Raw genomic sequence first — 21,193 nt, 5'->3', positions numbered from 1 at the left:
TGCCGTTTTACTTTCACATAACGCTCAACGCATGCGTCATCCGGTATCTTACTTGATGACGCGCAGTGAAGGACGCCCCTTGGGTGGCGCCTTAGGCGCATCTTCATCGTCTGAGCTGGTCTCGTCACCAGTATCCTCAACGCTCGACAGTGATGGGCGCTCGTCGGGTACACCCTCCTCGGTCTCAGCATCCTCGGGGGCAGTCTCTTCGCCTTCATGCCCCGGCATGACAGGCTCGTGACCGAAGACCATGCCGACCCCATTCTCACGCGCGTAGAGGGCGATCAAGGCATCCATCGGCACCATCACCCGCATCGGCTTACCGCCAAAGCGAGCGCTGAAGCTGACGGCATCATTTTCAAGACTCAAGTCTTCAACAGCCTGTGGCGCGACGTTCAGTACTATCTGACCGTTCTGCACAAACTGTTCGGGCACCTCCACACCAGGCTGATTGGCATCAACAACGATATGAGGTGTTTGGTCATTATCCAGGAGCCATTGATACAGGGCCCTGGCGAGATAGGGGCGACTCGATAGCATCTCGGGCCTCCATTGGCTGTGGTCCGAACCTCGCGGCCCGGGCCGGGGGTATTAGGTACGCATCTCGCGCTCGGCTTCCGACAGCGAGGCCTTGAAGGATTCGCGTTCGAAGGTGCGTTCCATGTAATTCATCAGTGGCTTGACCTGTTTTTCCGGAAGCTCAATACCCAAGGCCGGAAGGCGCCAGAGCAATGGCGCAAGACAGCAATCCACCAGCGAGAATTCCTCACTCATGAAGAACGGCATATCCTCGAAGATCGGCGAGATACCAATCAGACTTTCTCGAAGTTCCTTGCGTGCTTTTTCAGCCTCTTTCTTGCTGCCCTGCTGGATCTGCTCGATCAACGGGCACCATTCCCGCTCGATGCGATGCATCCACAGGCGACTCTGCGCACGTGCCACCGGGTAAACCGGCAACAACGGCGGATGCGGGAAACGCTCATCCAAGTACTCCATCATCACTTTGGACTCATAAAGCACTAGATCGCGATCCAACAACGTCGGCACGCTATTGTACGGATTGAGATCCGCGAGTTCTTCGGGATGACTGTCTTCCTTGACCTCCAGGATATCGACGGCAACCCCTTTTTCTGCCAACACGATCCGCACGCGATGACTGAAGTGATCATCGCTACCAGAGTAGAAGGTCATCGACGACCGCTTGGCCACAACACCCATGTAACATTCCTCGCAACAGTTCGAGCCTGCATGATAACACGTTGACCGTGCTTCCAGGCGTCGAGACCCGCGACGCGGGTCATGGAAAATAGACAGGGCGCATGACCATAGGCCATGCGCCCTCATACCGCCACTGAGCTACCTCAGTGAATGTCGCGCCAGTACTCACGCTTGAGCAGATAGGCGATGACGCCGAAGATGAAGATGAAGATCAACACTTTGGGCCCCAGAGACTGCGCCTGCAGCTTGGACGGCTCGCCGACATAAGCAAGGAAGTTGGTCAGATCATAAACCGCCTGATCGAATTCTTCCGGCTCCAACTCCCCGGGCTGAGTCACCTGCAGGACATCACAGGACTGATACTTGCCCGTCAGCGGATCTGGCTCATGCCCCGGCACCGGCTTGTCCGTCTCGGAACAGACCTGTTCCTGCACACCCTGTAAGGGTTCCAACGCATTCGGCATGCCTACCAGTGGGAACACCTTATTGTTCACCCCCAAAGGACGCTCCGGGTCCTTGTAGAAGGTGCGCAGATAGGTATAGATCCAGTCCGTACCACGCAGGCGCGCTTCGAGGGTCAGGTCCGGCGGCGCGGCACCAAACCAGGTTTCAGCATCACCTTCCTGCATGGCGATGCGCATCTGGTCGTTGAACGCCAGATCCTCGGAGAAGATCAGGTTGTCCTCGACCAAGTCCTGAGGGATTCCCAGGTCCTCGGCCGCCCGGGAATAACGCTGATACTCCAGCGAATGGCACCCCATGCAGTAGTTGGTAAACAGTTTCATGCCATTCTGCAGCGATGCTTTATCTGACAGATCCGGTGTCATCTCGTCGAGATGTACCGCCGCCCCACCCGCGGCAAACCCTGTCACCGGAAGCAGCGCAACAAGCCATATGAACAATCGCTTTTTCATTAGCCGGTCACCCTCTCTGGAACGGGTTTAGTCTTCTCGAGCCGCGTGTAGATCGGCATCAGCAAGAAGAACGCGAAATATACCGCTGTGGAGACTTGGGCCACCACTGTTCTCCCTGGCGTGGACGGCAATACACCGAGCACCCCAAGCACCACGAAGCTGACTGCAAAGAGCGCAAGCATGACCTTTGACATCCACCCCTTGTAGCGCATGGAAAGTACCGGACTCTTGTCGAGCCAGGGCAGCACGAAGAGGATCGCAATCGCCGCCCCCATCACCATCACACCGAGGAACTTGGAATCCAGCCCAAACAGCGAGAAGGTAATGGCTCGCAGCATCGCGTAGAACGGCGTGAAGTACCAGACCGGCGCGATATGATCGGGCGTCTTCAGCGGATCAGAGGGTTCAAAATTGGGCTTTTCGATGAAATACCCACCCCCTTCCGGGAAGTAGAAGATCACCACGCAGAACACGAACAAGAATACAGCGACGCCGACAATGTCCTTGACTGTGTAATAAGGGTGGAACGGTATGCCATCCAGTGGCTTGCCGGTCTCATCCTTCTTGGCCTTGATATCGACACCATCAGGATTGTTGGAACCGACCTCATGAAGCGCCAGGATATGCAGCACGACCAGCCCGAGGATCACGATCGGAAGCGCGACCACGTGCAGGGCAAAGAAGCGATTCAGGGTGATGCCTGAAATCAGGAAATCGCCGCGAATCCACTGGGTCAAATCGGCGCCCACGACAGGAATGGCCGAGAACAGCGAGATGATGACCTGGGCACCCCAGTAGGACATCTGCCCCCAAGGCAGCAGATAGCCCATGAAGGCTTCTGCCATCAAGGCCAGATAAATGGTCATACCGAATATCCACACAAGCTCGCGTGGCGCTTTATAGGAGCCATAGAGCAACGCCCGGAACATGTGCAGGTAGATCACCACGAAAAAGGCCGTGGCCCCGGTCGAGTGCATGTAGCGAATCAGCCAGCCGAATTCGACATCTCGCATGATGTACTCGACCGACGCAAAGGCCCCCTCTGCGGAAGGGTTGTAGCTCATGGTCAGCCACACCCCTGTCAGGATCTGATTGACCAGCACCAGCAGTGCGAGAGACCCGAAGAAGTACCAAAAATTGAAATTCTTGGGCGCGTAGTACTTGGCCAGGTGGTCTTCCCACATCTGAGTGGCAGGAAAGCGGTCATCAATCCAGCGCATGACACCCTTCTCCGCCTTGGCGCGATTCGGATTCCCCATCAGGCCGCTCCCTTGTCTTCGCCGACAACAATGATGTTGTCATTCGCATAACGATGCGGTGGCACTTCCAGGTTCAAGGGTGCCGGCACACCCGTAAACACACGCCCAGCCAGGTCGAAACGCGAACCATGGCAGGGGCAGAAATACCCACCAGGCCAGTCACCACCGAGATCGGCGGCCCCAGGCTCGGGCCTATACGTAGGCGAGCAACCGAGATGCGTACAGATCCCCACCAGCACAAGAATTTCGGGCTTGATAGAGCGTAATTCTGGGTCGACATAACTTGGCTGCTGTGGCGCCGAAGACTCGGGATCACGCAGGCTAGCTGGATCAATGCTCTTGATCTGTTCGATCATGGCATCCTCACGACGCAGCACCCAAACGGGCTTGCCTCGCCATTCGACCGTCATCTGCTGACCGACCTCAAGCTTGGATGCATCTGCTTCCACAGGAGCTCCCGCCGCACGCGCCTTGGCACTAGGCTGCCACGACGAAACGAAAGGCACCGCAATTCCCACGGCGCCTACCGCCCCTACGACGGTGGTGGCACCGACTAGGAAGCGGCGCCGCCCCTTATTCACGCCGTTGTCTGACATCTTGTCACGCCCTCTATCTCATCACCCGCTGTTTGCCCGCGATGAAAACGGCCGCGACCTGCGGGCAAGATGGACTTCATGTTAGGAAAACGCCTGCACGAAAACAAGCAGCAGTACCGCCTTCATGGCACAGCATACATGACTCAAATCATTGAACGCTTATAAAAAAACGCCCAGCCCCCCGAAGGGACTGGGCGTTCTGACGCGGCCTCGAAGCGTTTAACGCTTGGAGAACTGCGGGCTGCGGCGCGCTTTGCGCAGGCCGACTTTCTTACGCTCAACTTCGCGGGCGTCACGAGTGACGTAACCGGCTTCACGCAGCGGCTTGCGGAAGTCTTCATTGTACTGCATCAGCGCACGAGTGATGCCGTGACGAATGGCGCCAGCTTGAGCCGAGCCGCCACCGCCCTTGACCGTCACGTAGACGTCGAATTGTTCCAGCGTATCGGTCAGCTCGAGCGGCTGACGGACAACCATGCGACCGGTTACACGACCGAAGAACTCGTTGAGTTCACGGCTGTTGACGGTAATTTTGCCGGTGCCCGGCTTGAGGAAGACGCGCGCGGTGGACGTCTTGCGGCGACCGGTACCGTAATACTGTTGAGTCATGGCAATCTACCCCTTAGATGTTCAGTTCTTGCGGCTGCTGGGCGGCATGCGGATGCTCGGTACCGGCATAGACCTTGAGTTTCGAGTACATGGCACGGCCCAGCGGGCCCTTCGGCAGCATGCCCTTGACGGCAAACTCGATGACGCGCTCAGGGGCGTGGCCAATCATCTTCTCGAAGTTCATGGAGCGCAGGCCACCCGGGTAACCCGTGTGACGATAGTAGGTCTTGGCCTGTGCCTTATTGCCGGTGACCTTCACCTTTTCAGCGTTGACCACGACGATGTAATCGCCAGTGTCAACGTGCGGGGTGTATTCCGGCTTGTGCTTGCCACGCAGGCGGCGAGCAATCTCGGTGGCCAGGCGACCGAGGGTCTTGTCCGTAGCGTCGACGACATACCAGTCGCGCTCGACGGACTGCGGCTTAGCAGAAAACGTCTTCATGGGTTGAATCACCAATTGTCGCATGGGGCAGGACTAAACGTCTGATGACGCTGCCTACCATCCCTATTTTTCTTGGTTGTCGAGCGTCTGCTATAGAGGCAAATCGACCGACAACGTTCGAGCGAGAGCGCAGTGTACACGACTCACACCACTAGGTTAAGCGTTCGGGCAGAATTTCAGGGCTTATGAGGCAGCGCTAAATACTCGTGGGACTGCATCTCCTGCAGCCTTGAAAGCGTGCGATCGAACTCGAAACCAAGACTACCTTCGGTATATAGCGACTCGGCTGGCACCTCGGCCGACATCAGCAGCTTCACCGCGCGGTCATAAAACTCATCAACCATGTTGATAAAGCGTCGGGCCTGGTCATCGCTCCCCCGCCCCATTCGCGGAACACCGGAAACCAGCACGGTATGAAACTCGCGAGCCAGCTCAATATAGTCATTCTGGCTGCGGGGGCCATCGCAGAGCTCAGCGAAATCGAACCACACCACATCGTCATGCAAGCGGCGTGCACGCAGCACTCGATGATTGATCTCAATACGCTCATCTTGCTCGCCGTCATGGCCTGCAATCTCGCGAAAGCTGCGCGATAGCTCTGCATCGGCCTCGTCATCCAGCGGAGAGTGAAAGATTTCGGCACGCTCCAAGGCACGCAGGCGATAATCAATGCCGGAGTCGACGTTGACGACCTCACAATGGCGCTCGAGAAGATCGATGGCTGGGAGGAAGCGGGCCCGCTGCAGGCCATCCTTGTAGAGCTCCGTGGGCACGATATTGGAGGTCGTGACCAACACCACGCCATGTTCGAACAGGGACTCCAACAAAGTAGCGAGAATCATGGCATCCGTGATGTCTTTGACGAAAAACTCGTCGAAACAGATCACTCGCGCCTCGCGAGCGAACTTGGCAGCAATCAGCTTCAGCGGATCTTTTTCACCCTTGTAGTGCTCAAGCTCATTGTGGACCCGCTGCATGAAGCGATGAAAATGCGTGCGCATCTTCTCGGAGAAAGGCAGCGCCTCATAGAAGGTATCGACCAGATAGGTCTTACCGCGACCCACACCGCCCCAGAAGTACAGCCCTTTCACCGCAGGCGCCGCCTCGAAGGGCGATGCCGTTTGTTTAGCGCCGAACAGGCCAGCGACTCGAGACTTGAGCCCCGCACGCTCTTTGGCAGGTAGACGCGGCGCACGCTGCGGAATAGTCAGCAAGTCATCATAGAGCCGCTGCAGGTGACGAACTGCCTGCTCCTGAGCCTCATCGTACGCGAATCCCTCGCGCTTGAGATCGGCCTGGTAACGAGCCAGGGGCGTTCCCGCCGCAGCGGACGCTGGAGTTCCAGCAGAAGTCGTTGTCGCACACATCAGCGTCTTGCCTACCTCGGACGTTGGTGATCGAAAGCGAATATTATACGTATTGGGAGGTCTAGCGCACAGAGCAGCCATTATCACCGCGACCGCGCATTGACCTGAGTCTCGCTCTCCCCCATATAATGGGCCCTAGGGAGGCGCCAGTCGCGACCTCGACAACGCGCCACCCCGGCGCTAAAGCTCCAGTGCCGGGTAGACAGAATTTTAAGGGGAACGACGTGTACGAGAGCAATATCGATTGGATCCTGGCGCTGGCCTGCGGCCTTGCAGGCATTGGCATCGGCGCGTTGGGCTACCACCTTCTCAATGCCAACGTGGCCCGCAATCAAAAAGTGCGTCAACGCCTGGCCGAGAAGGAACTTGAACTTCACCAGGTCAAGGATTCGCTCAACGATCATTTCGTGCGTGCGCACGACCTCGTTTCCAGCATTCAACGCCAAAGCCGCGAACTAGAGCAACAACTCTCACAAGGCGCCGAGCAGCTCTGTGAAGACTTGCAGGTCAAGCGCCGCTTACAACCGGAAAGCGAAGAGGCAGAATCCGGCGAGTCACCCGACATGCCGCGCGACTACGCCGATGGCGGACGTGGCACCTTGTCAGAGGACTTCGGCCTTCGCCGCGGCGAAGAACAGCCTGACGCCCAGCCGCCGCGCTATTGATCACACTCGCCTCTGGCGTTTGAACCAACAACCATGACTAACAGTGCCGGCCATCTACGCCGGCACTGTTAGTTTCAGACAATGAAACGCCCTTTTCAGGCCGGGTTATCGATATCCACGAACCGGTGGGTAACCCCATACTCGGCGGCCAACCACTCCCCCAAGGCCTGAACACCGTACCGCTCGGTCGCGTGATGGCCCGCTGCCAGATAGCCGATTCCCAACTCGCGAGCCAAGTGGGTAGTACGCTCGGAGATTTCGCCCGAGATAAAGACATCCGCGCCTGCCGCATGAGCGGCGGTAATCATGTCCTGAGCGCCACCTGTGCACCATGCAACACGCTTGATCGGCCCCTGATGCCCTTCAATCAGCAGCGGCTCCCGACCAAGCTTTTTACTGACATGCTTCGCCAGTGCGCGCTCGTCCAGGCCCTGATCGTTGTCAGCCTCAGCGGCAAGAGCCTGGCCAGGATGACCCAACCATAGAAGTCCCTCCCCGAGTTCGCCGTCGGCACAACCATCGACTACCAGGCCCAACCGTTCGGCCAGACAGGCATTGTTTCCCAGTGAGGGGTGCGCATCTAAGGGAAGATGATACGCCAGCAGGTTGATGTCATTGGCCAGCAAGGCAGCCAGCCGGCGGCGTTTCATGCCGGTCACTTCCACTGGCTCGTTCTTCCAGAAGTAGCCGTGATGGACGAGCAGCAGATCCGCTTGCCAAGCGATCGCCTCATCGACCAGCGCCTGACAGGCAGTCACCCCTGTCATCACGCGTGCTACGCGATCACGCCCCTCAACCTGCAGCCCGTTGACGGTGTAATCCTTGAAACGCGCCGCCTGCAAGTGTTTGTCACAAGCGGCGACCAGGGTATCGCGAGATATCATTCGGTCCTCCGGGCATCGATAAATGAGCAATGGTACAATTCAGCGATTGTACCGGCTGCGTCGACCCCCATCGACCGCCAGCGATGACAAGGATTTCACATGCGTCGTTTTCTCCTGCCCCTCGTCTGGCCGTCCGTGGCCGGCATTCTGCTTGCCGTTTTACTGCTGATTGCCTTCCCCCAGCTTGGTGAGCAGTCGCCCGACCTCCCGCTGCCATCCAACAGTCCTGAGCCCGAACTACAGGTAACCGATACGCCAGAGATCAATCGCCCAGCCCCCGAGGTGCGTGATGCCCCCGCGCTATCTCGAAATGCCGGCCCGGTCAGCTACTCAGAGGCAGTGGAGCGAGCGGCACCTGCCGTCGTCAACATTTATTCCTCACGCATCGTCGAGAGTGAACAGCACCCCCTGATGTCGGACCCCTTCTTTCGGCAGTTTTCCGATAAAGACATGCCCAGTCGCCAACGCATGCTCTCGAGTCTGGGGTCTGGCGTCATCGTAAGCGATGAGGGCTATGTGTTAACCAACCATCATGTCATCAGTGGCGCCGATCAGATTCAGGTCGCGCTGCGCGATGGCCGCGAGACGCTCGCCCAGGTCATCGGCACCGACCCCGAGAGCGATCTAGCTGTCCTGCGCATCGACCTTGACGACCTGCCTGTCATCGCCCTTTCCAATTCATCACAGGCCGCGGTAGGCGATGTGGCACTCGCCATCGGCAACCCTTTCGGGGTAGGCCAGACCGTCACCATGGGGATTGTCAGCGCCACCGGCCGCAGCCATCTGGGCTTGAATGCCTATGAAGATTTCATCCAGACCGATGCCGCCATCAATCCAGGCAATTCCGGCGGAGCGCTGATCAATCCCGAAGGCGCGCTGGTAGGCATCAACACCGCCATCTTTTCTCGCTCCGGCGGGTCTCAGGGCATCGGCTTCGCCATTCCTGCCAACCTGGCCCGAGAAATTCTCGACGAACTGGTCACCAAGGGCCGCGTCATTCGTGGCTGGCTCGGCATCGAGGCCCAGGAGATGACACCTGAGCTTGCCGCCTCCTTTGGTCTGGACTCTGTCGTCGGGATCGTGATCTCGGGCGTCGTCCCCGACGGCCCTGCCGATGCGGCAGGCATCCAACCCGGCGATGTGTTGCTTGAAGTCAAAGACCGCACCATTCGAGACGCAAGGGCAGTGATGACCGACATCGCGGCCATCGCCCCAGGCACCACGCTGCCGCTAAGCCTAGTGCGCAACGGCGAACGCCTGGAGGTAAATCTCGAAGTAGGCGAGCGCCCCACCGCAGAGGTGAGCCCGCCACCGCCAGATGCCTCACCTAGTGAGTAGAGCCTCAGCATGATGGTCCAGGCAGTCACTAACGGCCCAGAAAGGCGCAATAAAAAAGGTCCCGCCATTGGCGGGACCTTTTAACATGGCATTCAGCTCGTAGTAAGCGTCCGAGCCCGCATCAATCAACGGGCTAGCCCAAGCGCAGCGAGCCCGCAAGCCTACGCCTGCGCTTCAGCACGGGAGCAAGCTCAGTCCTTGATGCGATACTCGGCAGAGCGCGCATGAGCGGTCAGCGACTCCCCTCGAGCCAATACCGAAGCGGTGCGCCCAAGCGTCGAAGCCCCATCCGCCGAACAGTGAATGATCGAGGAACGTTTCTGGAAATCATAGACACCCAGCGGCGAAGAAAAACGCGCCGTGCCAGACGTCGGCAACACGTGATTGGGCCCGGCGCAGTAATCCCCCAGAGCCTCGGCGGTGTAGCGCCCCATGAAGATGGCCCCGGCATGACGAATCTCGGGCAGCAGCGCCTCAGGCTCCTCGAGCGACAGCTCCAGGTGTTCAGGTGCGATGCGATTGATTAGGGCAACGGCCTCGTCGCGATCGCGACAGGTGATCAGCGCTCCTCGGGCAGCCAGTGAGTCACGAATGATCGGCGCACGCTCCATGCCCGCCAGCAGGCGGGCCATGGCTTCCTCGACCGCCGCCACATGCTCTGCGTCCCAGCTGATGAAAATCGCCTGAGCATCTTCGTCGTGCTCGGCCTGGGAAAAGAGATCCATGGCCAGCCAATCGGGATCGGTCACACCATCGGAGATCACCAGTATCTCTGAGGGCCCAGCGATCATGTCGATACCCACCTGGCCAAACACGGCCCGCTTGGCGGTGGCGACATAGATATTGCCTGGCCCCACGATCTTGTCGACCCGTGGTACTGTCTCGGTACCATAAGCGAGCGCCGCCACCGCCTGTGCGCCGCCCAGTGTGAAGACCCAATCGACGCCAGCCAGGTGCGCCGCTGCTAGCACCAGTTCGTTGAGAATGCCATCCGGGGTCGGCACCACCATGACAATCTCATTGACGCCGGCAACATGGGCCGGAATGGCGTTCATCAATACCGAAGACGGATAGGCCGCCTTGCCGCCGGGCACATAGATGCCGGCCCGATCCAGCGGCATGACCTGCTGACCAAGCACCGTGCCATCGGCCTCGGTATACTGCCAGGATTCGGGCTTCTGGTGCTCGTGGTAGAGCCGGACCCGCTCGGCAGCCGCCGCCAGGGCATCTCGCTGCTCGGCCGGCAGGCCCTCGAAGGCCTGGCGCAGACGCTCGGCGCCGATAGTCAGCTCTCCCATACCTGTCGCCGATAGACGATCGAATCGATTGGTATACTCGACGAGGGCTTGATCGCCACGCTCGCGAACACCGCGCAGGATCTCTTCCACCCGCGATTGCACGTCGGCGTCGGACACACCCTCCCAAGCCAGCAGCGCATCGAGGCGGGCATCGAAGTCGGCTGCCTGAGTGGACAGCCGGGAGATGTCGAGGGAGGCGGCAACGGAATCGGTCATGGTGCTCTCTACACAGACGATGAAATAAGAAGACAGGCGATTAGCATGTGTCGCCAGAGAGTGGCTGACAAGCAGCACGCCCCTATGGTGCCGAGATACTCACGCTATCGCGCGATGCCGGCACGGGCACAGGCATGTAAGGCGTTAACGTTAGGGGCAGCATTTCACGAGCGACCAGGCTTAGCCGCGACGACTCGCCACGGCCTCACGCAAACGACTGAGCAACGGTTTCAGACGATCATGCTTCATGGTCATGGCGGCCTGATTGACGACCAGTCGCGTGCTGATATCGGCGATCTTCTCGCGGGGCTCCATACCATTCGCGCGCAAGGTGTTGCCGGTATCAACGATATCGACAATTTCGTCGGCCAGGTTCATCAACGGGGCCAGCTCCATGGCGCCATAGAGCTTGATGACCTCGGCCTGAATACCCTGCTCGGCATAGTACTGGCGCGCCACCGAGACAAACTTGGTGGCCACGCGACGGCGCGCGCGCGCCGGCTCGGCCCCGGTAATGCCCGCGGTCATCAGCTTGCAGCGGGCAATCTCGAGATCCAATGGCTCGTAAAGCCCCTCGGCACCGTGCTCAAGCAGCACGTCCTTGCCCGCAACGCCTAAGTCAGCAGCGCCTAGCTGAACATAGGTAGGCACGTCGGTCGCGCGGATAACCACCAGCTTCACGTCTGGCAAGTTGGTGTCAAACAGCAGCTTACGGCTCTTGCTCAGATCTTCGGCGGGCCAGATGCCGGCATCCGCCAGCAGCGGCAGCGTCTCGTCAAGAATACGGCCCTTCGAAAGGGCCAGGATCAGTTGCTTGGACATGATGGGATTCACAATTCCATGGATGACTAGCCGGGTACGCGACGAATCTTGCCGCCCAGCAGCTGCAGCTTTTCCTCGATGCACTCGTAACCGCGATCGATGTGATAGATGCGATCGACCAGGGTCTCACCCTCGGCGATCATCGCCGCGACCACCAGCGAAGCCGAGGCCCGCAAATCCGTGGCCATAACCGGCGCACCGGAAAGCTTTTCGACACCGGTTACTACCGCCGTATTACCTTCAAGGGCAATATTGGCGCCCATGCGGTTTAGCTCTTGGACGTGCATAAAGCGATTCTCGAAGATCGTCTCGACCACGCGCCCGGTACCTTCGGCCACCGCATTCATGGCCACGAACTGCGCCTGCATGTCAGTGGGAAAGGCCGGGTACGGCGCGGTGCGCACGTTGACCGCCTTCGGCCGCTGGCCCTTCATGTCGAGCTCGATCCAGTCTTCGCCGGTCGTTAAGTGACCACCGGCCTCTTCGAGCTTGGCAAGCACGGCCTCGAGAATATCGGCACGCGTGCGGCGTACCTTCACGCGGCCACGCGTCAGGGCTGCCGCGATCAGGAAGGTCCCCGTCTCGATGCGGTCGGGCATGATGTCGTGATAGCAACCATGAAGGTGTTCGACGCCTTCAATGGTGATGGTATCTGTGCCGTGACCACGGATTTGCGCCCCCATCTTGATCAGGCATTCGGCCAGATCGACGATCTCGGGCTCCTTGGCCGCATTCTCGAGCACGGTGGTGCCGTCAGCAAGGGCCGCCGCCATCAGGAGGTTCTCGGTACCGGTTACCGTCACCACATCGAAGAAGATGGTTGCACCCTTGAGACGCCCCCCCGGAGCGGTAGCGCGGATATAGCCATTCTCGACATTGATGTCGGCCCCCATCGCCTCCAGACCACGTATATGCAGGTCGACCGGGCGCGAACCGATGGCACAACCGCCCGGCAGCGACACATCGGCCTTGCCGAATCGCGCCAACAGTGGCCCAAGCACCAGAATCGAGGCGCGCATCTTCTTGACCAGATCATAGGGCGCATGACACTCGGTCACCTTGGATGCATCAAGCTGGATGGCCATCTTGTCACCCATCACCAGTTCGACACCCATACGCCCGAGTAACTCAAGGGAGGTCGTGATGTCCTGTAGATGCGGCAAATTGCCGAGCGTCACCGGCCCTTCGGCAAGTAACGACGAACACAGGATCGGCAGAGCCGAATTTTTGGCTCCACTGGCCCACACCTCACCATCGAGGGGGCCATTGCCGGTAATGATCAGCTTATCCATGAAAGTCCGTTAATCAGGCGCTGGCATTTTCGGCGGCGGTCTGCCACTGAGCTGGGGTGTAGGTCTTGATGCTGACGGCATGCAGGGCACCGCTTGCGATCTCATCGGAGAGCGCACCGTAAATCAGCTGCTGGCGCTTGACGGGCGTCAGACCAGTGAAAACCTCGCCCACGGCGATGACCTGGAAATTGCAGCCTTCACCCTGGATATGGAAATCACAATCGGCAATACGCGTCTCGAGCAACGCCTTGACGTCTTGGGGTTGCATGGGATGCCTCCTTGGGAACACGGGAAGGGTGCGGTGCTGAAACATCACCGCATCACGAGACTAAGAAAGGGCACATGGTAATCAAAAGCAACGCCAATGGCGATGGCGGATAAGGCGAGCAAGCTCACCATGGCCAAGAAACCCGATCAGGATGCTGATCAGAAACCTTGGCCACGGCACAGACTCACGGTCTGGACGAGGTGATCACGTGGATGAGGCAGCCTCGCGGGCGTCACCCTGAGGCAGTAGCGAATCCAACCCGGCAAGGGCGGTAAGCCTGGCAAGCGCCGGAGAAAGCTGCACTTGTTTCACTTCGAGACCTGCGTTATCCGCACTTCTCAACCATTCAAGCATCACGCTCAGAGCGGCGCTACTGACCTGGTCGATGCCGCGCAGATCAAGGTGCAACTCAGTCGCTGCGGACTGCTGTGCAAGCCACTTGACGCCAGCAGCCGCCAGGGACGCGGCAACATCGAAATCCACGTCGCCACTGACCTGGAGCTCACCCTCAAAGGCGCTAAGGCTCACACCCTGCTCGTCGAATAGACGGATCACGCCCCCTGTCCTTGATCGCTAACGTCAACATCAGGCGACCAGCCACTGATAGTCGCATCGTAATCACGGTCGTTGTCACGCATCGCCTGATCGAATTGATTACGGAAGGTCAGCCCCAGATTGATCCCATTGACGATCACGTTAACGACTTTCCACTGATCGTCACTCAGGCGCAACGAATAGCTGACGGGGTAGACGGTGCCATCCTCCGCGACCACTTCCATGTCAACACTCGCCTGATCGGGCTGACGCGAATCCTGCTGTTGATCAAGCACCCGCACCTCTTGGTAATCGAAAGTCACCAACCCTTTGACGTAGGTATCGATCAACGTCTGGCGGAAGGTATCGGCGAAACGAGACCGCTGCGCCGGGCTTGCGTTGCGGAAATACCGTCCCATGACGCTGGCGCCGATATAGCGAAAGTCGGCGACATCATCGAGGCTGTTATCGACGAGGGTCTTTAGTTCATCGATATTCTCGGAGAAATAGCCGCGACGGCCTTCTATCTGCCCCATCAGATCGTCGATGCTCTCGCGGATCAACTCCTCGGGGGATTGGCGAGGCGTATCAGCCTGGGCCTGGGCCTGAGCCGGGAGAATCAAGGCCCATAGCAGCAGAGCCAACAGCCAATGGAAGGAAAACGTCGAATGTGCTCGCATGGATCGTCTCTCAAGGCAGGTCATGATTAATCTTGGGCCATATTGGCAACGAATTGCTGGATAAGCTCCTCAAGCACCAGCGCCGACTGGGTATCGCTGATGGTATCTCCATCAGCCAGCGTCTCGGGATCACCGCCCACCGACAGGCCGATATACTGCTCACCGAGCAACCCGGACGTCAGGATCGCCGCTGTGGTATCACGTGACAATTGCCCCTCGAGGCGACTGTCCAGGGCCAAGGTCACTCGGGCATCGAACCATTCTGTATCCAGTTCGACGTCTTCTACCCGACCCACGGTCACCCCCGCCATCGTGACCCTTGCACGTGGCTTCAGGCCGCCGATATTGGCGAAATTAGCCTGGAGCGTATAGGTCTCCTTACCCCCGTTGAAGGCCATCCCGCTCACGCTCAACCCCAGGAAGATGACCCCGAGGATTCCTGCCAGCATGAACAGCCCGACGCCAAACTCCATCATCTTGCTGCGCTTCATCCCATTTCTCCAAACATCAGCGCGGTCAGCACGAAATCCAGTCCCAATACCGCCAGCGAGGAATACACCACCGTTCTTGTGGTAGCGCGTGATATGCCTTCCGAAGTAGGCACCAGGTCATACCCCTGGAACACGGCAATCCAGGTCACGACCAAGGCAAAGACCAGGCTCTTGAGCATGCCATTGCCGATATCATCGACGAAATCGACGCTGGCCTGCATGTTGCCCCAATAGGATCCTTCGTAGACGCCAAGCCACTCAACGCCCACCAGATGCCCCCCCCAAATACCGATGACACTGAATCCGACAGTCAACAATGGCAGCGAAACGAAGCCAGCCCAAAGACGCGGTGCCACGACTCGCTTGAGCGGGTCGACACCGATCATTTCCATGCTGCTCAACTGCTCAGTGGCCTTCATCAGGCCGATTTCTGCGGTCAGTGCCGAGCCTGCACGCCCAGCAAACAGCAAGGCTGCCACTACCGGGGCCAGCTCACGCAGCAGCGACAGTGACACCATTTGACCCAGCGCATCCTCGGCACCGAAATCCACCAGAATGGTATAGCCCTGCAGCGCAAGCACCATGCCGATGAAAAGCCCCGACACCAGGATAATGGCAAGCGACAGCACACCAATGAAGTGCATCTGACGAAGCCACAGCTTGACCCCTTCTCCGGAGGGGCGACCGACCAGCGATTGCCCCAGAAACATGCCGGCACGACCCAGCGCCTCGACCAGATCGCAGCCGCGGCGCCCGAGGCGAGTAATACGCGTGATCATCGCTTCACTCCCGCGTTGAGCATGTCTTTGTGGAAATCGTCGGCCGGGTAATGAAATGGCACCGGACCATCGGGCTCGCCGTGCATGAACTGGCTGACGCGAGGATCCTGGTCGACATTCAAGCTCTCGGGCGTGCCGTGAGCCATCACCTTGCCATCGGCAATGACGTAGACGTAATCGGCGATCGACAAGGTCTCCTTGATATCGTGGGACACCACCACGGCAGTGAGCCCCAAGGCATCATTGACGCGCCGAATCAGCTGGACCAGCACCCCCATGGAAATCGGGTCCTGACCAACGAAAGGCTCATCGTAGAAGATCAGCTCCGGGTCCAATGCCAAGGCACGCGCCAGCGCCACACGGCGCGCCATACCACCGGATAACTCAGCGGGCATCAGCTCGCGAGCACCGCGCAGCCCCACGGCCTCGAGCTTCATCAATACCACGTCACGGATCATTGCCTCGGGCAAGTCCGTGTGAACGCGCAGTGGAAACGCCACGTTCTCGAAGACACTAAGATCCGAGAACAGCGCGCCACTCTGGAAGAGCATGCCCATCCTGCGCCGCAGTGTGAAAAGCTTCTTGCGCGATTGCGCGTGGATATCCTCGCCATCGATCATCACCCGACCGGCATCCGGTGTTAACTGGCCACCGATGAGCTTGAGCAAGGTCGTCTTGCCGGAACCGCTGGGCCCCATGATCGCGGTAATCTTGCCGCGGGGGATCGTCATATCCACGCCCCGGAAGATCTCCCTGTCACCACGTGAAAAGCGCAGCCCTTCGACCACCACCAAGGGCGAATCGTCCATGGCGTTGTAACCTCCACACGAAAATTATCGAACATCGTACATTAACCATCACGGACACTGCCAGCACCCAGGCTGGTGCTTGTCGGCCCCACCTTGATTCGCAGCGTCCCAACGCGTTTAATTGGCCGCTCTTAACTGATCAGACACGGACTCATTTTGATGATGCTGCTACCCCTGCTTGCCGTCGCACTTGGCTTCGTAGGCCTTTTGTGGAGTGCCGACCGCTTCGTGGGAGCCGCGGCTGCCACCGCGTATCGCGCGGGAATGAGCAAGTTGCTGATCGGCATGACCATCGTCGCGCTGGGCACCTCGGCTCCCGAAATCATTGTCGCCATCATGGCCTCGTTAGACGGCACCCCCGACCTTGCCACCGGCAATGCGCTGGGCTCCAACATCGCCAATATTGGCCTTGTGCTTGGTATTACCGCCCTGATCGCCCCGATACCCGTGCGCTTCTCGATCGTACGCCGGGAGCTTCCGTTATTGCTTGGCGCCACCGGCATTGCCGGCTACGCACTGGCAGATGGCGAGCTCGGCCTCACTGACGCCTTGCTGCTTGCTGCACTGCTGGTTTTCAGCCTGTGGTGGCTATTTCGCGCCGACGCCAGCAGTGGCAGCGATGAAACACAGGATGGCGAGATCCCCGACATGGCACTCCCCAAGGCACTAGCCTGGCTGATGGCCACGCTTGTGTTGCTGGTGGCAAGTTCGCGGCTATTGGTATGGGGCGCCAGCGAAATTGCCAGCGCCTTTGGTGTTAGCGAACTGGTGATCGGCCTGACAGTGGTGGCTATCGGCACCAGCCTGCCCGAACTCGCCGCCTGCGTGGCCAGCGCCCTCAAGCGCCACCACGACATCGCCATCGGCAATGTCATCGGCTCCAATCTCTTTAACATGCTAGCGGTATTGCCGATGCCAGGCTTGATCGCACCGGGGCTAGTCGATGCTCAGGCCATCAGCCGCGATTACCCCACCATGCTGGTTTTAACGCTGCTGCTGGGCTGCTGGCTGCTGTGGCAGCGTCGCGGCAGTCTAGGCCGTATCCCGGGCGCCCTGCTGACATTGATCTATGCCGGCTATCTTGGCCTGCTGGTGCAATCCAGCGTGGCTGGCGCTTGAGTGAAACCTGACAACGGGCAACAATTTCACCATGACTGACAGCAATGATTCGGTTTATCGGGCCAGCGCCCTTCGCACCCTGGGCGTCGAGCGCGACGCCATCGAGGCAGTCGCGGCACGCATCGACGGTGACTTCGATCGCGCCTGCGAACTCTTGCTCGGTTGCCAAGGGCGTGTCGTGGTGACCGGCATGGGCAAGTCCGGCCATATCGGTGGCAAGATCGCCGCGACACTCGCAAGCACCGGCACGCCAGCCTTCTTCGTTCACCCGGGCGAAGCCAGCCACGGTGATCTCGGCATGATTACCCCGGGAGATGTCGTCGTCGCCCTTTCCAACTCAGGTGAGACCGCCGAGGTCACCGCCCTGCTGCCGCTGCTCAAGCGAATGGGCGTCCCTTTGATCAGCATGACGGGCCGGCCCGGCTCGACCCTGGCTCACCACGCCGAGGCACACCTGGATGCCGGCGTCGAGCGTGAAGCCTGCCCGCTGGATCTGGCGCCGACCGCATCGACCACTGCCGCACTGGTGCTTGGCGACGCCCTCGCCGTGGCGCTGCTTGAGGCCCGCGGCTTCACTGCCGAAGACTTTGCGTTGTCTCACCCCGGTGGCAGCCTGGGCAGGCGCTTGCTTCTCAAAGTGGGTGACCTGATGCATCAGGACGACCGCCTCCCTCAGGTCCCCTCGGGCAGCCCGCTTCGCGATGCCCTGATCGAGATCACCCGGCAAGGCCTCGGTTTCACCTGCGTGGTCGCTCCGGATGGCCTGCTGGCCGGTGTCTATACCGATGGTGACCTGCGTCGCACACTCGATCAACACAGCAACTTACACGCCCTGAACGTCGATGATGTCATGACCACGCCCGGCAAGCGCATCACCGCGGACGTGCTTGCAGCCGAGGCCGTGCGTATCATGGAAGCCAGCCGCATTAGCGCCCTCGCCGTGGTTGACGAACAAGGCCACCCCATTGGCGCACTGCATATGCATGATCTAATGAGAAGCGGCGTCATATAAGGAGAGGTCATGACCCCTGATTCCACGCTTGCGCCAGAACTTAACGATCGCGGCTGCCAGATTCGTCTGCTGGCCCTGGATGTTGACGGTATTCTTACCGACGGTCGGCTCTATTTCCAGACCGATGGCATAGAAATCAAGGCCTTTCACACCCAGGACGGCAACGGCATCAAGCTGTTGCGCCAAGCCGGCGTGGAGGTCGCGCTGATCACCGGCCGGGAATCTCCGATGGTCTCCCAGCGCGCCGCCGCCTTGGGGATAGCGCACGTCTTCCAGCATCGCGACGACAAGCTCATTGCCCTGCGTGAACTGACTGCAAGTCTCCATCTTGAGCTGTCCCAGGCCGCCTACTGCGGCGATGACCTGCAGGACCTGGCAGCCATTCAGAGCGCCGGCCTCGGCATCACGGTCCCCAACGCCCCGTCCTATATCCGCCGCCAGGCCGACTGGGTTACCGAGCGCTGGGGTGGCCATGGCGCCGTTCGCGAAATTTGCGACACGCTGCTCGACATTCAGGGTCACTGGCCTGGCGTGTTCGACAAGTACACCGCCAACAGCGCCATGCAGGACGGCGCGGATCGCGGCCCGAACTGATGGCCATTCGCCTCTCCCGACCCTCGCCCCGCATCTGGCTAGCGCTGTTGCTGGTCATACTGGGTGCCGTGCTGACCTTCATCGAGCAACGTGACACCCGCACCCCCGGGCCGATACCACGAGATAGCGCGGGCGAGCCTGACTTCTACCTCGAAGGTGTCACCCTGACACGTTTCGATGAAAAGGGACGCCCCCACCAGCGCCTCGTGACCCCAAGACTGGTACACATTCCGGACGACGATTCAACGCGCGCCGAGACGCCCAAGGCACGCCTGCTCGACAGCGATGGCGACCTGTGGCTAGCCAATGGGAAGGAGGGTACGCTGGGCGCTGGAGGCAATCGCCTGGTGCTGCGAGGCGATGCTCACCTCGAATCACCCGGCGAAGGCTGGCAACTGGATACCGAGATCCTGCATGTTAATACCGTCACCAATCATGCCTGGAGCGATAGCGAGGCGCGCATTACCCAGCCCCCCCAACGCATGCGAGGCGACAGATTGGACGCATGGTTTGATGATGATCTGATGCGCCTGACCGGCAACGTACACGGCTTCCACCCCACAAAGGATCAAGCCCCATGATGCGACGTGACCTGAATCGCCGAGCCCTTGGCCTGCTGCTCATGACCCTGCTGAGCCTTGCGTCATTGCCAACACTTGCGCTCGAGGGAGACGCCAACGCGCCTATCGAGATCGTCGCCGACCGCCTGGAGCTGGATGATCAGGCAGGCACCGCCGTCTATACCGGTGATGTCGATATGCGCCAAGGCAGCATGCAGCTGACCGGACAGAAAGTCACAATCAGCCGCACCGACGAGGGTGAGGTCTCGCGCATCGAGGCCACCGGCGACCGGGCCTACATCGAGCAGCAGCCAAGCCCAGAGGCCTCCCTGGCAAAGGGCTGGGGACGCACCATCATCTACCACGTTCAGGATAGGTGGGTGGAACTGATCGGACAGGCAGAGCTTCACCGGGGCCAGGACACCTTCACAGGCGCCAGGGTCGATTACTATCTTGATCGCCGCGTGGTCGAAGCCAACAGCGGAGCCGATGGTGGTGATGAACAAAGTCAGCGTGTGCGCATGACACTGACTCCTCAGCAATAAGGCCTATCCATGAAGACCCTGAGTGTTCGCCATCTGGCCAAGAGCTACAAGCGCCGCCGAGTGGTCAAGGACATAAGCCTGTCCATTGGCCAAGGCCAAATTATCGGCCTGCTGGGCCCCAACGGCGCCGGTAAGACGACCTCGTTTTACATGATCGTCGGGCTGGTTCGCGCCGACGCCGGCACGGTGCACATCGATGATCAGGACCTGAGCCGGGCCGCGATGCATGAGCGCGCACTGGCCGGTATCGGCTATCTGCCCCAGGAAGCATCGATCTTTCGCAAGCTGTCGGTCATCGACAACATCATGGCCATCCTCGAAACGCGCCGCGACCTGGACCGGCGCGGTCGCGAGGCGCGGGCCGAAGAGCTGCTGGCCGAATTCCATATCACCCACATCCGCGACAACACCGGCATGAGCCTATCCGGCGGCGAACGGCGCCGCGTCGAGATCGCCCGCGCCCTGGCCACTGAACCCGCCTTCATCCTGCTGGATGAACCCTTCGCTGGTGTCGACCCGATCTCGGTGTCTGATATCAAGGCCATCATCCGGGCGTTGCGCGAACGAGGCATTGGCGTACTGATCACCGACCATAATGTGCGCGAGACGCTCGATATCTGCGACGGCGCCTATATCGTCGGCGACGGTGAAATCATTGCCGAAGGTGATGCCAACACCATCCTCGCCAATCAGAAAGTCAGAGATGTCTATCTTGGCGAGGATTTCAGGCTGTAGACTCGCCCTAGGGTACCGGCATCATCAGTTAGTAAATTCATCCCTGCCACACCTACTGGCAATGGGGAAGTCCCAAATATGCGACAAAAATCTCACCAATGGCATGCTTATTGCTAATAATTTTCTCTTAGCGGCTTGCATGGCTTC

General features: G+C 59.5%; 26 protein-coding genes. 8 read left to right on the top strand and 18 right to left on the bottom strand.

Annotated features, from left to right (window positions below):
* Positions 1 to 48 precede the first annotated feature (48 nt).
* From ETC27_RS12625 to zapE, 8 genes are all read right to left on the bottom strand, one after another.
* On the bottom strand, positions 49 to 540 hold the full coding sequence (locus tag ETC27_RS12625; protein WP_136255357.1) for a ClpXP protease specificity-enhancing factor: 492 nt from the start codon (positions 538 to 540) through the stop codon (positions 49 to 51).
* A 51-nt stretch (positions 541 to 591) separates the two neighbouring features.
* On the bottom strand, positions 592 to 1,218 hold the full coding sequence (gene sspA / locus ETC27_RS12620; protein ID WP_136255356.1) for a stringent starvation protein SspA: 627 nt from the start codon (positions 1,216 to 1,218) through the stop codon (positions 592 to 594).
* Positions 1,219 to 1,361: 143 nt separating this feature from the next.
* Positions 1,362 to 2,132, bottom strand: coding sequence for a cytochrome c1 (locus tag ETC27_RS12615; RefSeq protein ID WP_136255355.1), 771 nt, complete (start codon positions 2,130 to 2,132; stop codon positions 1,362 to 1,364).
* Positions 2,132 to 3,391 (bottom strand): cytochrome b, encoded by a 1,260-nt coding sequence (locus ETC27_RS12610; protein WP_136255354.1) that lies wholly within the window; start codon positions 3,389 to 3,391, stop codon positions 2,132 to 2,134. The genes ETC27_RS12615 and ETC27_RS12610 overlap by 1 nt, the downstream gene beginning before the upstream one ends.
* A complete protein-coding gene (petA, locus tag ETC27_RS12605; protein WP_136255353.1) occupies positions 3,391 to 3,987 on the bottom strand; it encodes a ubiquinol-cytochrome c reductase iron-sulfur subunit in 597 nt (198 codons plus the stop codon). The genes ETC27_RS12610 and petA overlap by 1 nt, the downstream gene beginning before the upstream one ends.
* Positions 3,988 to 4,206: 219 nt before the next feature.
* Complete coding sequence (rpsI, locus tag ETC27_RS12600; protein WP_136255352.1) at positions 4,207 to 4,596, bottom strand: 30S ribosomal protein S9; 390 nt, start codon at positions 4,594 to 4,596, stop codon at positions 4,207 to 4,209.
* A gap of 13 nt (positions 4,597 to 4,609) precedes the next feature.
* Entirely contained in the window at positions 4,610 to 5,038 is a 429-nt protein-coding gene (gene rplM / locus ETC27_RS12595) for a 50S ribosomal protein L13 (protein WP_136255351.1), read from the bottom strand.
* A 176-nt stretch (positions 5,039 to 5,214) separates the two neighbouring features.
* Positions 5,215 to 6,405, bottom strand: a complete 1,191-nt coding sequence (gene zapE / locus ETC27_RS12590) for a cell division protein ZapE (protein WP_136255350.1) — start codon at positions 6,403 to 6,405, stop codon at positions 5,215 to 5,217.
* 224 nt (positions 6,406 to 6,629) lie between these two features.
* Here zapE and ETC27_RS12585 point away from each other — a divergent pair, with 224 nt between their 5' ends.
* Positions 6,630 to 7,070, top strand: coding sequence for a Z-ring associated ZapG family protein (locus ETC27_RS12585; protein WP_136255349.1), 441 nt, complete (start codon positions 6,630 to 6,632; stop codon positions 7,068 to 7,070).
* A 95-nt stretch (positions 7,071 to 7,165) separates the two neighbouring features.
* Here ETC27_RS12585 and ETC27_RS12580 read toward each other — a convergent pair whose 3' ends face one another.
* Positions 7,166 to 7,954 (bottom strand): Nif3-like dinuclear metal center hexameric protein, encoded by a 789-nt coding sequence (locus tag ETC27_RS12580; RefSeq protein WP_136255348.1) that lies wholly within the window; start codon positions 7,952 to 7,954, stop codon positions 7,166 to 7,168.
* Between the two features lie 99 nt (positions 7,955 to 8,053).
* On the opposite strand from ETC27_RS12580, the gene ETC27_RS12575 reads away from it, so the two are divergent.
* Positions 8,054 to 9,292 carry a Do family serine endopeptidase gene (locus ETC27_RS12575; protein WP_136255347.1) on the top strand — a complete coding sequence of 413 codons (1,239 nt, stop codon included), beginning with the start codon at positions 8,054 to 8,056 and terminating at the stop codon, positions 9,290 to 9,292.
* A 191-nt stretch (positions 9,293 to 9,483) separates the two neighbouring features.
* On the opposite strand, the gene hisD is transcribed toward ETC27_RS12575, so the two are convergent.
* From hisD to ETC27_RS12530, 9 genes are all read right to left on the bottom strand, one after another.
* Complete coding sequence (gene hisD / locus ETC27_RS12570) at positions 9,484 to 10,806, bottom strand: histidinol dehydrogenase (protein WP_136255346.1); 1,323 nt, start codon at positions 10,804 to 10,806, stop codon at positions 9,484 to 9,486.
* A gap of 180 nt (positions 10,807 to 10,986) precedes the next feature.
* On the bottom strand, positions 10,987 to 11,628 hold the full coding sequence (hisG, locus tag ETC27_RS12565; RefSeq protein ID WP_136255345.1) for an ATP phosphoribosyltransferase: 642 nt from the start codon (positions 11,626 to 11,628) through the stop codon (positions 10,987 to 10,989).
* Positions 11,629 to 11,654: 26 nt separating this feature from the next.
* Positions 11,655 to 12,920 (bottom strand): UDP-N-acetylglucosamine 1-carboxyvinyltransferase, encoded by a 1,266-nt coding sequence (gene murA, locus ETC27_RS12560; RefSeq protein WP_136255344.1) that lies wholly within the window; start codon positions 12,918 to 12,920, stop codon positions 11,655 to 11,657.
* 13 nt (positions 12,921 to 12,933) lie between these two features.
* Positions 12,934 to 13,188 (bottom strand): BolA family protein, encoded by a 255-nt coding sequence (locus tag ETC27_RS12555; RefSeq protein ID WP_136255343.1) that lies wholly within the window; start codon positions 13,186 to 13,188, stop codon positions 12,934 to 12,936.
* A 204-nt stretch (positions 13,189 to 13,392) separates the two neighbouring features.
* Positions 13,393 to 13,743: an STAS domain-containing protein gene (locus tag ETC27_RS12550; protein WP_136255342.1), complete on the bottom strand. Its 351-nt coding sequence runs from the start codon at positions 13,741 to 13,743 to the stop codon at positions 13,393 to 13,395.
* Positions 13,740 to 14,402 carry an MlaC/ttg2D family ABC transporter substrate-binding protein gene (locus tag ETC27_RS12545; protein WP_136255341.1) on the bottom strand — a complete coding sequence of 221 codons (663 nt, stop codon included), beginning with the start codon at positions 14,400 to 14,402 and terminating at the stop codon, positions 13,740 to 13,742. The genes ETC27_RS12550 and ETC27_RS12545 overlap by 4 nt, the downstream gene beginning before the upstream one ends.
* A gap of 26 nt (positions 14,403 to 14,428) precedes the next feature.
* The gene (gene mlaD, locus ETC27_RS12540; protein WP_136255340.1) at positions 14,429 to 14,893 is read right to left on the bottom strand and encodes an outer membrane lipid asymmetry maintenance protein MlaD; all 465 of its coding nucleotides are present in this window, start codon (positions 14,891 to 14,893) and stop codon (positions 14,429 to 14,431) included.
* Positions 14,890 to 15,672 carry a lipid asymmetry maintenance ABC transporter permease subunit MlaE gene (gene mlaE / locus ETC27_RS12535; RefSeq protein WP_136255339.1) on the bottom strand — a complete coding sequence of 261 codons (783 nt, stop codon included), beginning with the start codon at positions 15,670 to 15,672 and terminating at the stop codon, positions 14,890 to 14,892. Before mlaE ends, mlaD begins: the two co-directional genes overlap by 4 nt.
* Positions 15,669 to 16,481: an ATP-binding cassette domain-containing protein gene (locus ETC27_RS12530; protein ID WP_136255338.1), complete on the bottom strand. Its 813-nt coding sequence runs from the start codon at positions 16,479 to 16,481 to the stop codon at positions 15,669 to 15,671. The genes mlaE and ETC27_RS12530 overlap by 4 nt, the downstream gene beginning before the upstream one ends.
* Before the next feature lie 159 nt (positions 16,482 to 16,640).
* Here ETC27_RS12530 and ETC27_RS12525 point away from each other — a divergent pair, with 159 nt between their 5' ends.
* From ETC27_RS12525 to lptB, 6 genes are read left to right on the top strand one after another with little or no spacing between them, the layout of a single operon-like run.
* Entirely contained in the window at positions 16,641 to 17,600 is a 960-nt protein-coding gene (locus ETC27_RS12525; protein WP_306462169.1) for a calcium/sodium antiporter, read from the top strand.
* Between the two features lie 31 nt (positions 17,601 to 17,631).
* Positions 17,632 to 18,612, top strand: a complete 981-nt coding sequence (locus ETC27_RS12520; RefSeq protein ID WP_136255337.1) for a KpsF/GutQ family sugar-phosphate isomerase — start codon at positions 17,632 to 17,634, stop codon at positions 18,610 to 18,612.
* A 9-nt stretch (positions 18,613 to 18,621) separates the two neighbouring features.
* The gene (locus ETC27_RS12515) at positions 18,622 to 19,206 is read left to right on the top strand and encodes a KdsC family phosphatase (RefSeq protein ID WP_136255336.1); all 585 of its coding nucleotides are present in this window, start codon (positions 18,622 to 18,624) and stop codon (positions 19,204 to 19,206) included.
* A complete protein-coding gene (gene lptC, locus ETC27_RS12510; protein WP_136255335.1) occupies positions 19,206 to 19,787 on the top strand; it encodes an LPS export ABC transporter periplasmic protein LptC in 582 nt (193 codons plus the stop codon). Before ETC27_RS12515 ends, lptC begins: the two co-directional genes overlap by 1 nt.
* Positions 19,784 to 20,311 (top strand): lipopolysaccharide transport periplasmic protein LptA, encoded by a 528-nt coding sequence (gene lptA, locus ETC27_RS12505; RefSeq protein ID WP_136255334.1) that lies wholly within the window; start codon positions 19,784 to 19,786, stop codon positions 20,309 to 20,311. Before lptC ends, lptA begins: the two co-directional genes overlap by 4 nt.
* Positions 20,312 to 20,320: 9 nt before the next feature.
* Positions 20,321 to 21,046 carry an LPS export ABC transporter ATP-binding protein gene (lptB, locus tag ETC27_RS12500; protein WP_136255333.1) on the top strand — a complete coding sequence of 242 codons (726 nt, stop codon included), beginning with the start codon at positions 20,321 to 20,323 and terminating at the stop codon, positions 21,044 to 21,046.
* The last annotated feature ends 147 nt before the right edge of the window (positions 21,047 to 21,193 follow it).

It is taken from the genome of Onishia niordana, assembly GCF_004798965.1.
Taxonomy (GTDB): domain Bacteria; phylum Pseudomonadota; class Gammaproteobacteria; order Pseudomonadales; family Halomonadaceae; genus Onishia; species Onishia niordana.
The sequence above is the reverse complement of the archived record's forward strand: the minus strand, read 5'-3'. Positions and strand labels throughout refer to the sequence as shown.